Source organism: Chryseobacterium sp. MEBOG07 (assembly GCF_021869745.1).
GTDB classification, from domain to species: Bacteria; Bacteroidota; Bacteroidia; order Flavobacteriales; family Weeksellaceae; genus Chryseobacterium; species Chryseobacterium viscerum.
Genome location: NZ_CP084579.1, coordinates 1071616 through 1086777, shown reverse-complemented (window position 1 = coordinate 1086777; position 15162 = coordinate 1071616). Strand labels below are relative to the sequence as shown.

The 15162-nt window shown below is 35.2% G+C and carries 13 protein-coding genes; 9 read left to right on the top strand and 4 right to left on the bottom strand.

The window, feature by feature from the left end:
- Positions 1-175 precede the first annotated feature (175 nt).
- Positions 176-760, top strand: a complete 585-nt coding sequence (locus tag LF886_RS05035; RefSeq protein WP_236852988.1) for a ribonuclease HII — start codon at positions 176-178, stop codon at positions 758-760.
- 129 nt (positions 761-889) lie between these two features.
- On the opposite strand, the gene yidC is transcribed toward LF886_RS05035, so the two are convergent.
- Together yidC and LF886_RS05025 are read right to left on the bottom strand one after the other, a co-directional pair.
- Positions 890-2689: a membrane protein insertase YidC gene (gene yidC, locus LF886_RS05030; RefSeq protein ID WP_236852987.1), complete on the bottom strand. Its 1800-nt coding sequence runs from the start codon at positions 2687-2689 to the stop codon at positions 890-892.
- A gap of 204 nt (positions 2690-2893) precedes the next feature.
- Entirely contained in the window at positions 2894-4501 is a 1608-nt protein-coding gene (locus tag LF886_RS05025) for a CTP synthase (RefSeq protein ID WP_236852986.1), read from the bottom strand.
- Positions 4502-4653: 152 nt separating this feature from the next.
- Between LF886_RS05025 and LF886_RS05020 the strand changes: the two genes are divergently transcribed.
- The 6 genes from LF886_RS05020 (at position 4654) to LF886_RS04995 (ending at position 11232) form a co-directional block, all read left to right on the top strand.
- A complete protein-coding gene (locus LF886_RS05020) occupies positions 4654-5256 on the top strand; it encodes a CDP-alcohol phosphatidyltransferase family protein (protein ID WP_236852985.1) in 603 nt (200 codons plus the stop codon).
- Entirely contained in the window at positions 5246-6049 is an 804-nt protein-coding gene (locus LF886_RS05015) for a phosphatidate cytidylyltransferase (protein ID WP_236852984.1), read from the top strand. Before LF886_RS05020 ends, LF886_RS05015 begins: the two co-directional genes overlap by 11 nt.
- Positions 6050-6053: 4 nt before the next feature.
- Positions 6054-7091, top strand: coding sequence for a patatin-like phospholipase family protein (locus LF886_RS05010; RefSeq protein ID WP_236852983.1), 1038 nt, complete (start codon positions 6054-6056; stop codon positions 7089-7091).
- Between the two features lie 398 nt (positions 7092-7489).
- Entirely contained in the window at positions 7490-8245 is a 756-nt protein-coding gene (locus LF886_RS05005) for an SDR family NAD(P)-dependent oxidoreductase (protein WP_236852982.1), read from the top strand.
- Positions 8227-9528, top strand: a complete 1302-nt coding sequence (locus LF886_RS05000) for a phosphatase PAP2 family protein (protein ID WP_236852981.1) — start codon at positions 8227-8229, stop codon at positions 9526-9528. Before LF886_RS05005 ends, LF886_RS05000 begins: the two co-directional genes overlap by 19 nt.
- 3 nt (positions 9529-9531) lie before the next feature.
- Complete coding sequence (locus LF886_RS04995) at positions 9532-11232, top strand: bifunctional alpha/beta hydrolase/class I SAM-dependent methyltransferase (protein ID WP_236852980.1); 1701 nt, start codon at positions 9532-9534, stop codon at positions 11230-11232.
- A 349-nt stretch (positions 11233-11581) separates the two neighbouring features.
- Here the strand turns inward: LF886_RS04995 and LF886_RS04990 are convergent, their stop codons facing one another.
- On the bottom strand, positions 11582-12151 hold the full coding sequence (locus LF886_RS04990; RefSeq protein ID WP_236852979.1) for a YceI family protein: 570 nt from the start codon (positions 12149-12151) through the stop codon (positions 11582-11584).
- 137 nt (positions 12152-12288) lie between these two features.
- Between LF886_RS04990 and radA the strand changes: the two genes are divergently transcribed.
- The gene (radA, locus tag LF886_RS04985; RefSeq protein WP_124534937.1) at positions 12289-13638 is read left to right on the top strand and encodes a DNA repair protein RadA; all 1350 of its coding nucleotides are present in this window, start codon (positions 12289-12291) and stop codon (positions 13636-13638) included.
- 98 nt (positions 13639-13736) lie between these two features.
- A complete protein-coding gene (locus LF886_RS04980) occupies positions 13737-14330 on the top strand; it encodes an ACP phosphodiesterase (RefSeq protein WP_236852978.1) in 594 nt (197 codons plus the stop codon).
- Positions 14331-14574: 244 nt separating this feature from the next.
- Here LF886_RS04980 and LF886_RS04975 read toward each other — a convergent pair whose 3' ends face one another.
- Positions 14575-15090 carry a DUF6702 family protein gene (locus LF886_RS04975; RefSeq protein WP_236852977.1) on the bottom strand — a complete coding sequence of 172 codons (516 nt, stop codon included), beginning with the start codon at positions 15088-15090 and terminating at the stop codon, positions 14575-14577.
- Between the last annotated feature and the right edge of the window lie 72 nt (positions 15091-15162).

Below are 15162 nucleotides of genomic sequence, written 5' to 3'. Positions count from 1 at the left end.
TTTTTCTTCACAAAGTGGGGAAAAAAGTACAAATCTTAAATACAACAATAATATCATCAATAAAAAATATCATAATAGAGTAATTTCATAATCCTATCTAACCTATCAAAAAAATTAATTATATAATTAATACGTTGGTTTTTCATAATTTTACATTTCTTTTTCTAAATAAAATATGGAGCTAATAAAAAACTGGTCGAACCTTTACATCGAAGCGGGATGTGATGAAGTTGGGAGAGGATGTTTAAGCGGGCCGGTAGTGGCGGCAGCAGTAATTTTAGACGATGATTTCAAACAAAATCTGGTTAATGATTCTAAAAAACTAACGTTCAAAACCCGTATGGAACTGGATAGCTATATCAAAGATAATGTGAAAAATTATGCTATCGCGGAACTTCCACCTTCATTTATTGATGAGCATAATATTCTCAACGCAAGCATTCATGCCATGCATCGTGCCTTGGATAAACTGACGATAACTCCGGAACTTATTTTAGTGGATGGCAACAAATTTCATCCCTATAATTATATTCCACATCAATGTATTATTAAAGGAGATTCTAAGGTTCTATCCATTGCTGCAGCATCAATTCTTGCCAAAAATTACAGAGATAGATTAATGATTCAACTTCATGAAGAACATCCTGAATACGGATGGGATACCAATTTTGGCTATGCAACCAAAAAACACCAGGAAGCCCTTATCAAGCATGGGCCTACCCTACATCATAGGCAATCCTTCAGACTGAAATATGATTAAAAACAACTGATTTTCATTTATTAAATTCTCACACACTGATTATAAATTTAAAATTATTCTAAATAGTATGCATAAAAAAGAGAAGCAATTATTCAATTGCTTCTCTTTTTTACGTTATAATAAAGGAAATTATTTCTTTTTATTTTTTTGCTGCCCCTGAACCTGTTGTTGCTCCTGAGCTTTTTCCATCATTTCTCTCATTCTCTTCTGGAACTTACCTTCTGATTTTGGTTTTTCCTTATTAGATTGGATCTGAGCGTGAATTTTCTTCTCATCCAGAATCACGTATTTAATAACAAGGATAATTAAGATGTTAATCGCATTCGATACAAAATAATACCATGAAAGACCTGAAGCTGAAGTATTCAAGAAGAATAGGAATGTAATCGGGAAGATATACATTAATACTTTCATATTTGGCATTCCCTCCTGCTGAGGCTGCTGCATATTTCCTGAAGTCATTACTGTATAGATCAAAATAACTACCGTACAAGCTAATGCAAAAATACTCAAGTGATCTCCAAGGAAAGGAACTTTAAATGGAAGTTTGATCAAATCATCATATGCTGTCAAATCTTTTGCAAACCAGAAACCCTGTCCTCTAAGATCAATAAAGTTCGGGAAGAAACGGAACAACGCATAGAAGATTGGAATCTGAACCAATGCAGGCAAACATCCCGCCATCTGATTCACTCCTGCTTTTCTGTAGATCTCCATGGTAGCCTGTTGCTTTTTCATTGGATCTGCATCCTTAAACTTAGCATTCGCTTCATCAATTTCCGGACGGATTACTTTCATCATTGCACTCAATTTATGCTGCTTATACATAATTGGTGATAGGATCAGCTTCACAATGATTGTCATTACAAAAATTACCCAACCTGCAGATAATCCCCAAGCAGCAATAATACCATATAACCACATAAAGAAGTAACGGTTCATCGCTCCGATAAATGACCATCCTAATGGAAGAATTTCATCAAAGTTTTTATCATAAGATTTAAGCAATGGTAAATCCAAAGGCATGAAGTACCAAGTGAAATCCTGGTTCAGCTCACTTCCGGTCATCTGAACAAAACCTTCATAGTTTAATTTCTTCAAGTATTCTCCTTCTTCAACATTATCCTGATTTCCTTTGCTGTGAGTAAATCCATTTTTAGCTTCAATCACTGAAGTGAAAAACTGCTGCTTTACACCAATCCAGTTAAGGGTTTCCTTATCCTCCTCCATTGTCGTTCTTCCATCATAATCATAGTCTTTATAATTATTGAAAGCATAAGAGAATTCTGAGTGAGACTGTTCCTGAGCTCTACCTTTTTCTAGGTTTCTTACATTATAATCCCAGATGAAATCTGCTTTGTTGTCTGAAGTAATTTTTGAAAGCCCTTGAGTTCTCACTTTAAAATCAAGAGTGTATTTAGGAAGTAGTGTGTAAATAAACTGAATTACAGCACCATTGTAATCTGCAGTTAAGGTTACTGCATTTCCATTAACAGTAGGTGAGAAAACTAAATCTTTAGTATTGATAACCTTTCCTGTTTTATCTTTAAACTGAAAACCGTAGTTTGAGTTATTTTTATTGATCAGATAAAGTGGCTGATCTGCATTGTCTGTTTTGCGGTTGTAAGCTTTATACTTTATAAGCTCCACTTTGGAAACCTGTCCTCCTAAGCTTGAAAATTCAAGTTTCAACTCATTATTTCCAAGGCTTGCCGTCTGGATTGCGTTAGGAGTTACATTTGGATTGATATTGTTTGCCTGAGTTTGTTTTACGGCATTTTTCACCTGTTCCGTTTTCTGCTCCTGAGCTTTTAACTCAGCTTCTTTCGTTTGTTTGTTCTGGAAATAGAACATAAAACCGAAGAGAACAAGGCATAAAACCGCGAAACTAATCATTTGCTTCTTATCGATTCCGTTGTTTTGTTGCATTTTATTTTTGTTATAATTAAAATTTCCTATTCTTAAATTACCACAGAACTATAAGAAAACTGATAAATCTGTAGTAAATTTCAGCTGACAAAAATACTGTTTTTTTATCAAAACTCTATACTATAATACATTAGTATATAATAAACTCAGGCTGAGAAAAATCAACCTGAGTTTATTAGTAGACGTTTATGATAAAATTTTACCTTATTTCTTTTCGCAAGCCTTAATAAAAGCTCTGAATAAAGGATGCGGCGTCGCTACCGTACTCTTATATTCAGGGTGATACTGAACTCCTACATAGAACGGGTGATCAGGTAGTTCCAATGCTTCTACCAAACCTGTTTCAGGGTTGGTACCTGTAGCAAGGAAACCATTCTTTTCAAATTCCTGAAGGTAATCACTGTTAAATTCATAACGGTGACGGTGTCTTTCAGAGATATTTTTGCTTCCGTAAGTTTCATATAGCTTAGATCCGTTTTTCAAAGAACATTTCCAAGCTCCAAGACGCATTGTTCCTCCTTTATCTACTACATTTTTTTGTTCTTCCATTAATGAAATTACAGGATCCGGAGTTGCCGTATCAAATTCTACTGAATTCGCTTTTGTATGTCCTAAAACATTTCTTGCAAATTCAATCGTCATGATCTGCATTCCTAAACAGATTCCTAACATTGGAATTTTATTTTCTCTTGCATATTTTGCGGTAAGAACTTTTCCTTCAATTCCTCTGTCTCCGAAACCTGGAGCTACAAGGATACCATTTACTCCTTTCAGAGTCTCTTTAATGTTTTCCTCAGTAATATCTCCACTGTATACCCATCTTACTTTTACTTCAGTTTCAAGGTCAGCTCCTGCATGTTTGAATGCTTCAGCAATTGAAATATAGGAATCCTGAAGGGAAATATATTTTCCAACCAATGCGATTTCTACCGTTTTCTTAGGATTCTGGAATTTCTTCAAGAAGTTCTTCCAGTCTTTAAGATCAGCTGTTTTATCACTTTTCAGATCCAGTTCTTTCAAAACTACATCATCAAAATTCTGCTTCTGAAGATACATTGGAACTTCATAGATCGTTTCCAAATCTTTACATTCAATAACGTTTTCCAAAGCAACATTACAGAACTGAGCCAGTTTTGCTCTCTGATCTTTAGGAATTTTATGCTCTGTTCTGCAAACTAAAACATCAGCCATAATTCCACTCTCCATCAATTGACGAACGGAATGCTGAGATGGTTTTGTTTTTAATTCTCCACTTGAAGCCAGATATGGCAATAATGTTAAGTGAATCACCATAGAATTATTATCTCCCAATTCCCATTTCAGCTGACGAACAGTTTCAATGTATGGTAAAGATTCGATATCCCCTACAGTTCCTCCGATCTCAGTAATGATGATATCGTAGTTCTGTTTTGAAAGGATTTTAATTCTACGTTTGATTTCGTTAGTAATATGAGGAATTACCTGAACTGTTTTTCCAAGGAAATCTCCTTTTCTTTCTTTTTCAATTACAGTTTGGTAGATTTTTCCTGTAGTAACGTTGTTGTTTTGGGATGTAGGAGCATCAAGATAACGCTCATAGTGGCCTAAATCCAGATCCGTCTCCGCACCATCTTCGGTCACATAGCATTCTCCATGCTCATAAGGATTCAAAGTTCCCGGGTCAATATTGATATAAGGATCAAGTTTTTGGATGGTTACGTTAAAACCGCGTGATTTTAGCAATAGCCCCAGAGAAGCAGACACGATTCCTTTTCCCAAAGATGAAGTTACACCTCCTGTCACAAAGATGTACTTTGTATTCTTTTTACTCATTAGATTAGGTTTGTGCAAAGTTATGGGAAAAAGAAATACAAAGCAATTATTTACATTTTGAAAATAGAAAAACTCCACTCAAACAATTATAAAACCTGATAAAAAAATTATCTATATTTGATATAAGCAAATGACACGAAGCAATAACCATCATGATTTCAGTATATAAACTCAAACCAAAATTCCAGCAGCTGCTCACTCCTGTTTTATTATTTTTACATAAGAATAACATCACAGCCAATCAGATTACGATCAGCTCTATCCTATTATCTATGGTGATCGGAGTATTATTCTGGAATGCAGATCTTTCAAAATGGTTCTTTCTAAGCCTGCCAATCGGGTTGCTTTTAAGAATGGCTTTAAATGCTCTGGATGGAATGATGGCGAGAAAATTTAATCAAACGAGTAAGCTTGGAGAGGTCTTAAATGAAGTGGGTGATATTATTTCCGATGTGATTGTTTTTTTTCCTCTTCTTAAGTTTCAACCGGAAAGCTTGTATCTTATTGTCATCTTTATTGTTCTGAGTGTCATTAATGAATTTGCTGGATTGATAGGTAAAATTGTAGGAAAAGAACGCCGTTATGATGGTCCTATGGGAAAAAGCGACCGTGCGCTTATCTTGGGACTGTATGGGTTACTGATATTTTTTGGAGTCAATATTACCTCTATTTCCCAGTATATTTTTGGAATTATCATTGCTTTACTCATGATCAGTACTTATACACGACTTAAGAAATCTTTGAATGAAGCCTGAAGAAAATAAATTCGCAGATGTCCCTCTAAGGGTAAAAACATGGATCTATATCATTATTGTTTTTGCGTTGGGTATTTCACATCCTCTCGTTATGACACTTTTTGTTTCGTGGATAGGGCTGCAATCATTCCTTGAATTTTCAAAAATGTTTAAAGTCCCCGTGACCCCTGTTATTTCATCAATATTCATAGGAATCTCTCAGTTCTATTTATTGTTTTATTTCAACATTGAAAATTATCTTTTATACTCTTCCCTTTTAGGAATATTTGTTCTTCTTTATTTCTTATTAATAAAAGCTTCAGCAAAACAACTATATGGGGTTTCCATAGCCTTATTGGTATGTCTTTTTTCTTTCCCCCATTTATTATGGATAAGAAATAGTACCCATGGTATCAGTGCCATTATTTTTATTGTGGTAGTAACGGAACTGAATGACGTTTTTCAATATTTGATGGGTAAATTTTTCGGAAAACATAAAATAACCCCTCAGATAAGTCCCAACAAAACATTGGAAGGCCTTATCGGCGGAGTTTTCCTCACCATTATCCTAAGTAATATTTTAGGGTATTTTCTACTTAAAACCGGCATTTTCACCAACAGTATTTTAGGACTTATTTTGGGGATCTCAGGATTTTTCGGAGATATTTTTATGTCTTATTTAAAAAGAAAAACCGATGTAAAAGACACAGGAAACCTTCTTCCAGGACATGGTGGCCTGCTGGACAGAGTGGATAGTCTGATCTTCAATGCTCCATTATTCTTCTGGGCACTTCCTCTTCTGATAAAAAATTAAAGCAATGGATGAAAAATTTAAAAGGGCAGTTATCTTTTCAGGAGGCGGAACAAGATTGATGATTTATCTTGGAATCTTTGCAGCTCTGGAAGAACTGGATCTCAAACCGGATGTCCTTATTGCTTCCTGTGGAGGGTCATTTGTCGCAACCGTTATCAATGCTTTTCCTGATCATCTTTCCCGGAAAGAATATCTGAAGTCGGAGGAATATTTTGAATTTGTTTCCAGTACCATATTAACAAAGCAAAAAAAGCTTTCAAGAATAGGTCTTTTCTCATTGAAAAAGCTATTTGACAAAAGAAATGCGCCTTTTATTGAAGATGTTTTCAACCGATATCTTGTTGAACTACCTCAGGATTTGTCTGATTGTTTTCCAACTCTAAAAAACGTAACGTTTTCAAAAGAAATTCCTACCGTAATTATTGGTTCAGAGCTTCTCTTTAGTTCAAAAGAAACAAATCAACCCAGAAACAGAAAAAAAATATATCAAAAAGTAATTTTCACTGATCCTGAAACGGCAAAGAGGATTCATCCTGAACAAATCATTAGCAATTCTGAAAGTTTAAAAAACAGTGCTGTTGAAGAATCACTCAAAGTCATCACCAATTTTTCTATGCTTGAAAGTACCCGGGCTTCTGTTTCGGATATGTTTTATGTAGAACCTGCATTTTTTCAGGGTAAATATTTTGCAGGTGGCGCTATAGATCTTGTTCCTGCTGAATTGTCTCAACATCTGGCTCAAGAAATCATCACTGAAAAAAAACAATCTTACAATCCGGTGGAGGAAGCACTCGTTCGTTCCGTCTTTGGTTTTAGCGGAAATGAAAGACTTGCTGAAACAGAAAAACTTTTATCTGGTTTTCAGATTGATACCACCAACATCAAACAGGAACTGGAAGGGCATTATCTAAAAAAGGGAATCAACTGGAAAAAGTTTGAGATTGATTTTTCATTCCCAAAAAGTTATCAACAATTTGTGAAAGACATGGAAATACAGTGGCAGTATGGGTTTGATCAGACAATGAAGAGTATAAAAAAATAATAACAAATATTTCATTTGAAGACGTAGGAATTCCCTTCCTCCTAAGGGATGGCAAATTGAAGATTTGACGGGGTGGTTTTTGAAATAGATTTACGTTTTGGCTAAAGCCAATGCTATTACATCTATTGTGATCACGAGCTAAAGCCCGTGTCTATTGAATATATTAGCTTTATTATAATTATATGAACCATTAAGGAAGATTTAAGAAATAAAGTATAGTTAAGATAAATCATTCTGATTTTTAAGCTTAAAGCGAAGCTTATCTTAATACTCTCAACATCTTAATACAATCTTCATGTTTCAAAAAATAAAAGTTTAGACAGCTTCATTAAAAACATTATTCCTGTTTTCACTTTTAAAATCTATTTTTACATAAAATTGAAAACCACCAAACACTCATGAACGTTTTTATCGCAGGCGGAACTTCAGGGATTGGCTATGCTCTGGCCAAGCATTATCTTGCTAAAGGATATTGTGTAGGAGTCTGTGGAAGAGACCTGACCAAAATCCCGGAAAATCATCATAAAAATTTAAAAGCTTTCCAGGCAGATGTCTGTGATATGAATGCTCTGTTATCCACATTGCAATTTTTTCTTGTGGATAAAAACGGGCTTGATATTTTCATCAACTGTGCAGGAAGCTACGCAGAAGATGTTGCAGGAAGAATTTCATACGAAGAAGCAGAGGAAATGCTCCAAACGAATATTCTGGGAACAGTCAATTGTTTCGAAATGGCAAGAAAAGTAATGAGAAACCAGAAAAAAGGAAGTATCGCTGTGATTGCTTCTGTTTCAGGGATACTGGAGTATGAAAACTCTAGTCTTTATACAAAAACAAAGCGATCTGTGATACAGATTGCCGATGCTTACCGTCGTGCCTTAAAGCCTTTTGGAATTTCCGTTACAACGATTGCCCCGGGATATATAGATACTGAAAAATTAAGACAGCTTAATCAGGATGATTTAAGCAAAAAACCATTCCTCACAGATGTGGAAACTGCAGCATCTATGATATCTGAAGCTATTGAAAAACAGAAAAAACTTATTATTTTTCCTTCAAAAATGAGGTGGATGATGAAATCTTTATCTCTGCTTCCTTCTTCATTATTAAATATCATCATGTTCAAAAAAGCCAGATGGATGAAAAACGACTGACAGTACAACAGAAAGTATACGCCTTGACTTTGTGTGCCATTGTATTTATGATGGTGTACAATTTTGCAGCATGGTATCTTTCAACATTAACTAAAATTCCGTCTTTTGTTTTTGGGTTTGAAAAATATATCCCGTTCATCTCATGGAGTATTATTCCTTATATGACGAGCGGTATCTTTTTCTGTGTGGTATTTTTCTGCTGTCAGAATAAGGAACAGCTTAAAGTTTTAACAAAAAGGATGCTCTTTACAACCATTATTGCAGGAATTTGTTTTTTATTATTTCCACTAAAGTTTTCTCTGCCCAAACCTGAAGTCAGCAATTCTTTTCTTGGGTATTCTTTTCAATTTTTAAAAGTATTTGATTCACCTTTTAACCAGGCTCCTTCGTTACATATTGCCTATGCTTTTATTTTCTGGTCTGTTTTCAGGAATTTAAAAAAAGGAAGAACATTATTAATGCTTTGGCTTATTTTGTTGGGAATTTCTACCTTGACGACTTATCAGCATCATTTGATTGATATTATTACCGGAAGTATTCTTGCCCATCTTAGTTTTATCCTCTTTCCTTATAGAAAAAATGATTTTCTGTACAGAAACTTCCATGTAGCAAATACGTATTTTTTATCATCATGGATATTCATTTTACTGGCACTTTTGACAGATAAATTCGTTGGACATACAGGATTGGTTTTACTGTGGCTGGCTCTGATGAATATGCTGATCGGATATCAGTATCAGAAAAACAATATCTTCTTTTTAAAAAATAAAACCGGGGATATCCCGTGGGTGAAAAAGATTTTCTATTTCCCTTATTTACTTACATACCGGATATTTTGGAAGTTTTTCCGGAAAAACAAAAATCCTTCAGAAATCCTTCCCAATTTGTATATTTCATCAAGACCCGACTATGAAGCTGTCAAAAATTTTGAACTTACTCCAACTACGTTTGTATATGATGTATCGGCCGAAATAGAAGAACTTCCTGTAATAAAAAATACAGCAAACTATCGTTCCGTTCCTTTTTTGGATATTGGGACATTTGATATTCATGGGACTCAAAATTTGGTTACAAAAATCACAGAAAATTACAAACAACTTCCTCCAGGTGGGAAAATCTTAATCCACTGCACCATGGGATTCACCAGAAGTTCAGTGATCGGAATTTTAGTAATCAAAAATACTTTATCTTTACCCTTAGCAGAAGCAATAACCATAATGAAAACCCACAATAAGCATGCTGTAATTCATACTTATCTGAAGGATTTTCTCAAAAAATTTTAATCTATGAACAGCGGACATTTTAAGAGTTTTGACAACAGTGAAATTTTCTACCGTGAGTGGAATTACCAGCCTCATCAGAAAAGTATCATCATCATCCATCGTGGGCATGAGCATTCTGAAAGGCTGAATGATATTGCACAGTCTCCTCAGTTTTCAAAATACAACATCTTCGCATTCGATCTGCGCGGGCATGGTCATACGAAAACCCAGACCTCATCTGTTTTTATGGACTATGTAAGAGATCTTGATTCATTTGCTAAGTTTATTTGCTCACAATACAATATGAAAATCTCAGATATTTTCGTTGTTGCCAACAGTATTGGTGGAGTTGTTGCCTCTGCATGGGCTCATGATTTTGCTCCATCAATTGCTGGAATGGCACTTCTGGCTCCTGCTTTTAGAATCAACCTCATCGTTCCACTGGCTAATGAAATGATTACGTTAGGAACGAAACTCAAGAAAGGTCTGATCATTAAAAGTTATGTGAAATCCAAAATGCTGACTCATGATCCTGAACAGCAAAAAGCATACGACACCGATCCTCTTATCTCGAGATCGATAGATGCAGAACTTCTCATTGATCTTGCAAAAGCCGGAAAACGTCTGGTGGAAGATGCAGAATCGATAGATACCCCAACTTTAATTCTGGCTGCTGAAAAAGATCATGTGGTTTTCAATAAAGATCAAAAAATATTCCATGAAAAACTGGACACGGATTTGAAACAATATGAAGTTCTTCCAGGTTTTTTCCACGGCATTTTATTCGACACCGGAAAGGAAAAAGTATATGATAAAATTGTGGATTTTGCTGAAAAATGCTTCAACAGAAATGTAAAAAAAGCTTCTCTTTCTCCTGATCCTTTTTCTGTAAAAGAGTATAAAGACCTGCAAAATAATGTGGGTAATACCCTGAATTTTAAAATGCAGAAATTGTCTTTAGGAAAGATCGGAAAAATAAGCAATGGAATGGCCATCGGCTTGAAGTATGGGTTTGATTCCGGAGCTTCATTGAATTATGTTTACCAGAATCAACCGAAAGGGAAGTTCGGTTTTGGAAAAATGATGGATAAAAATTACCTCAATGCTATCGGTTGGAAGGGAATCCGCATCAGAAAACAGCATTTGCTTCAGCTGCTGGAACAGAATATACACACTCTGCAGCAACAGGGAAGACCGATTAAAATACTTGACATCGCAGGAGGAACCGGAAATTATTTGTTTGACATCAAAGAAAAATATCCGGATGCAGAAATCGTTATCAATGAATTTGTCACATCCAATATTGAAATTGGGGAAAAAGTTATCCAAGAGAAGAATTATCAAAAAATCCATTTTACCAATTTTGACTGCTTTGATCCACAGACCTATCAAAAACTGAATTTCGAACCTAACATCACCATTGTATCCGGAATCCTTGAACTTTTTGGGGATAACGAAATGGCCAGTAAAGCGATTCAGGGAGTAAATTCTATTTCAGAAAAGAATGCTTATATCGTTTATACAGGACAACCATGGCATCCACAATTGAAAATGATCGCCTATGTTCTGAACAATCATCAGAAAAAGGATTGGATTATGAGAAGGCGTTCACAGAAAGAACTGGACAGAGTTATGGCTTTTAATTCCGTTCAGAAGGAAAATATGCTGATCGATGATTTTGGAATCTTTACTGTTTCTTCGGGAAAAGTGAATGTTTCAAATTAAAAATATCTTTATTTTTTTCATCGATTTTCAATGAGCTTTATACATGAATTGGTCTAAACTTTGGCATTGATTATTTTTAACCACAATAGTCACAAAAGGTTTAAACACTTAAGTTTTTTTAGAGCTAGGTGCTAGACATAATAAGTACACCTAAGTTTTATGAAAATCAAAGATTTTCATCTTATGTGAACTTTTCTGCGGACTCATTTTAAACTTACTTAAGTGCACTAAAGTGTTTTAAAATGAAAGCTTTTGTGACTTTTGTGTTTTTGTAAGGTTTAAACAATTTCCATATAAAAAGGTTTTCCATTTGATTGGAAAACCTTTTTTGTATGTTATATTTTAAATATTACTGCTTAACCAGTTCAAAATAAGCTGTTACTTCAACATCTTTCGCAATACCTGCTCCGGACGGATCATATTTGATTCCATAATCCAGACGGTTCACTGTAAATTTTGTCTGAATCCCCATTATTTCTTTTCCGTCTTTATTTTTTGTAATCCCACCAAATGTAACAGGAACACTAATTTCTTTTTCTACCCCTCTCATCGTCAGCTTTCCTTTCAGGATATAGTTATTGTTCTTATCTTTTGTGATAGAAGAACTTTTAAATTCAATCGCAGGAAATTTGGCAGCATCGAAAAACTCTTCACTTACAAGATGTCTGTCTCTCATATCCACTCCCGTATTTATGGTACGAACACTTACAGCAAAGCTTACATCTGCATTATCAAGATTAGCTCCGCTATTGACCACTCTTCCGTCAAATTTATCGAACCTCCCCTGTACAAAGCTAATTCCCATATGCTTAATATTAAAGTTGATGGAAGAATGCATGGTATCTGCTTCCCATGTACCTTGTGCAAAGGCAACAATACTTAAAAGCACAAATACGAAAGATAAAAATACTTTTTTCATTGTAATTATATTTTACATTACTATTTTAATTGAATGAAGCTAAGATATGAAAGATATTTCTACCATAGCGGTATTAGTTTTTAATATTAAATCCATTTAGATTCTGTAAAAAAAATGCTTTTTTATAACTTCGCAGTATGGCAAAACTGAAAACAGCATATTTCTGTCAAAACTGCGGAACTCAATATCCTCAATGGCTGGGACAATGCAAAAGCTGCGGAGAATGGAATACTTTAGTAGAGGAAGTGGTTGAAAAAACGTCTCATAAAACTCCTCCTTTCTCAAAAACCAAACAACATGTTATCAATATTGTTGAAGTGGAAACCAGCGAAGAACCGAGAATCAAAACTCCTTCTGAAGAACTAAACCGTGTCTTGGGAGGCGGAATTGTTTTAGGCTCTGTCACTTTGATTGGTGGTGAGCCCGGAATCGGAAAATCTACCCTCCTACTTCAGCTTGCCTTGAAAATGAAGAAAAAAGTCTTCTATGTTTCAGGGGAAGAAAGTGCTTCTCAGATCAAAATGAGAGCAGACAGGCTTACCGATATTCAAAATCCGAACTGCTTTCTTTACACGGAAACGTCATTAGAAAAAATCCTTCATGAGGCTAAGAAACTGGAACCGGATTTCATGATCATTGATTCTATTCAGACCCTCCAGTCTCAGCTGATAGAAAGCTCTCCGGGAACGGTTTCCCAGATCAGGGAATGTTCCAATGAGATCATCAAATATGCTAAAGAAAACAATACTCCGGTATTTCTTGTAGGACACATCACAAAAGACGGCCAGATTGCCGGACCAAAAGTGCTGGAACATATGGTAGATGTCGTTCTGAACTTCGACGGAGACAGAAATCATCTTTTCAGATTGTTAAGAGCCAATAAAAACCGTTTTGGATCTACTTCCGAAATTGGAATTTACGAGATGGTCTCACAGGGACTAAAGGAGATTAAAAATCCTTCTGAAATTCTGATCACCAAAAAATTTGAGGAACTTTCTGGAAATTCAGTTGCTGTAACGCTGGAGGGAAACCGTCCTATGCTTCTCGAAATTCAGGCATTGGTAAGTACAGCAGTGTATGGTACTCCTCAGAGAAGCTGCACAGGTTTTGATTCTAAAAGGCTGAATATGCTTTTGGCTGTTCTGGAAAAAAGAGCAGGTTTCCAACTTGGAGCGAAAGACGTTTTCCTGAATATTACCGGAGGGATAAAAACAGACGACCCGGCACTGGATCTGGCTGTTATTGCGTCTGTTCTTTCATCCAATGAAGATATTGCGATCTCAGAACACTACTGCTTCGCAGGAGAAATCGGATTAAGTGGAGAAATACGTCCTATTGCGCAGGTGGAACAAAGAATTACCGAGGCTGAAAAGCTTGGGTATGAAAAGATATTCGTTTCCAATCTTAATAAAATTCCGAAAAGAAAATTTGGGATTAAGATCGAAGAAGTGAGTAAGATTGAAGATTTTCATGAGAGACTTTTCTAGAATTATTGTGAATGGTCAATGAGGGAGTTCGAAGTGAATTCATCGTTCAGCATTCATTATTATATCTACGATCCACATTTAATTCATACCTTTAAGTTATGAATTACCTGGCTCATTCTTTTCTATCTTTTACCGACGGACAGATCGTGGGGCAATTTCTGGAAGATTTTATCCGCAACAGAGATCGTTTTTCTTTCCCGAAAGATATTCAGGACGGAATTACTCTTCACAGGGCTATTGATACGTTTACAGACTCCCACCCTGCTATTCATGAAGCTAAAAAGGTATTTGCGCCTTTGGTAAGATTGTATGCAGGTGCATTTGTAGATGTTTCGATGGATCACTTTGTAGCCAGAGATCTTTCACTGAACTCTCTGGCAGAGTGGAAAGCCCATTCTCTTAGGGTTTACAAAGCTCTGAATGCCAATGAGCAGTGGCTGCCTGAAAATTTCAAAAAAATGCTTATCAAAATGGAGCATGACGACTGGCTTTATAATTACCGTGAGGATTGGGGAATTAAATTCAGTATTCAGAATGTGCTGAATAAAGCAAAATATCTGGATAAAGATATTCCTGTTTTTGAAGCTTTTTTAAAGAACAAAGATCATCTACAGCAATGTTATGATGATTTTTTTCCTGATCTGCTCGCCCATGCGAAAGGGATCAATACACTGCTTCAGCTGGAAAATTAATATTTTAGAATTATTTAAAACGCAAAGTTGATATTAAAACAACTCATTACAAGTGAGTTAAGAAATCGACAAAGTCGCTAAGTAAACTGTATGAATATTCGTACGCTTAGAAGGAATCAATGAAGTTGATTCTACCTTTGCTCCCTTAAAACATCATACAATATGTTAAACCTTTGCGTAAAATTAAAATAATCCAAACAGAATTGTAGAGCTGCCCAACTTGTATAGCTAATTCATCATATTTTTAAAACTGCTTATAAAGATAACGGTTGGGATAGGTAAGTTTTTCACTGCTTCTTTGTCCGTTCACAATGATATGAACGATATTGATCTGATCATCAAAAAGGTTATATAAAAAACTCACTGCGGTTTCCACTTTTTTAGGACTGCCGGTGACTTCAGATTCAAGGAAGACGTTCACCGATTCCTGGTCTTCTTCATATCCGATATAGTTTACTTTCAGGAACTTGTTATCTGCCTTTAATTTGAAATATTCTGCGCAATATTTTTGTAAGGCTTCATTCAGTTTTGCTTTGTATTTTTCATCGTTAAAATGAAAAGCTCCTCCATATTTTTTCCCTAAACCATTTTCCATGTCATCAAAGAAGAATCTTCCTGTCACTTCAAATGTTCTGGATTTTGCATTATAATTAATTTCCACAGAGCCTACATGATAAGGATGAAGAGCTTTACCTCCTGTAAAACTCTGAAATACAATTGTTAATAATAAAAGAAAACTCCAAAAAAACTTACCCGACATGAATTTTATTTTACAGCAAATATAAAAAAAGCAACAGTTATAGAAACTGTTGCTTTTATATTCTTATTTGAT

What these genes read in the sequence shown, in the direction of transcription:
- LF886_RS05035 (WP_236852988.1), top strand. Translation starts at nt 176, where the DNA reads ATGGAGCTAATAAAAAACTGGTCGAACCTTTACATCGAAGCGGGATGT.
- yidC (WP_236852987.1), bottom strand. Translation starts at nt 2,689, where the DNA reads ATGCAACAAAACAACGGAATCGATAAGAAGCAAATGATTAGTTTCGCG.
- LF886_RS05025 (WP_236852986.1), bottom strand. Translation starts at nt 4,501, where the DNA reads ATGAGTAAAAAGAATACAAAGTACATCTTTGTGACAGGAGGTGTAACT.
- LF886_RS05020 (WP_236852985.1), top strand. Translation starts at nt 4,654, where the DNA reads ATGATTTCAGTATATAAACTCAAACCAAAATTCCAGCAGCTGCTCACT.
- LF886_RS05015 (WP_236852984.1), top strand. Translation starts at nt 5,246, where the DNA reads ATGAAGCCTGAAGAAAATAAATTCGCAGATGTCCCTCTAAGGGTAAAA.
- LF886_RS05010 (WP_236852983.1), top strand. Translation starts at nt 6,054, where the DNA reads ATGGATGAAAAATTTAAAAGGGCAGTTATCTTTTCAGGAGGCGGAACA.
- LF886_RS05005 (WP_236852982.1), top strand. Translation starts at nt 7,490, where the DNA reads ATGAACGTTTTTATCGCAGGCGGAACTTCAGGGATTGGCTATGCTCTG.
- LF886_RS05000 (WP_236852981.1), top strand. Translation starts at nt 8,227, where the DNA reads ATGGATGAAAAACGACTGACAGTACAACAGAAAGTATACGCCTTGACT.
- LF886_RS04995 (WP_236852980.1), top strand. Translation starts at nt 9,532, where the DNA reads ATGAACAGCGGACATTTTAAGAGTTTTGACAACAGTGAAATTTTCTAC.
- LF886_RS04990 (WP_236852979.1), bottom strand. Translation starts at nt 12,151, where the DNA reads ATGAAAAAAGTATTTTTATCTTTCGTATTTGTGCTTTTAAGTATTGTT.
- radA (WP_124534937.1), top strand. Translation starts at nt 12,289, where the DNA reads ATGGCAAAACTGAAAACAGCATATTTCTGTCAAAACTGCGGAACTCAA.
- LF886_RS04980 (WP_236852978.1), top strand. Translation starts at nt 13,737, where the DNA reads ATGAATTACCTGGCTCATTCTTTTCTATCTTTTACCGACGGACAGATC.
- LF886_RS04975 (WP_236852977.1), bottom strand. Translation starts at nt 15,090, where the DNA reads ATGTCGGGTAAGTTTTTTTGGAGTTTTCTTTTATTATTAACAATTGTA.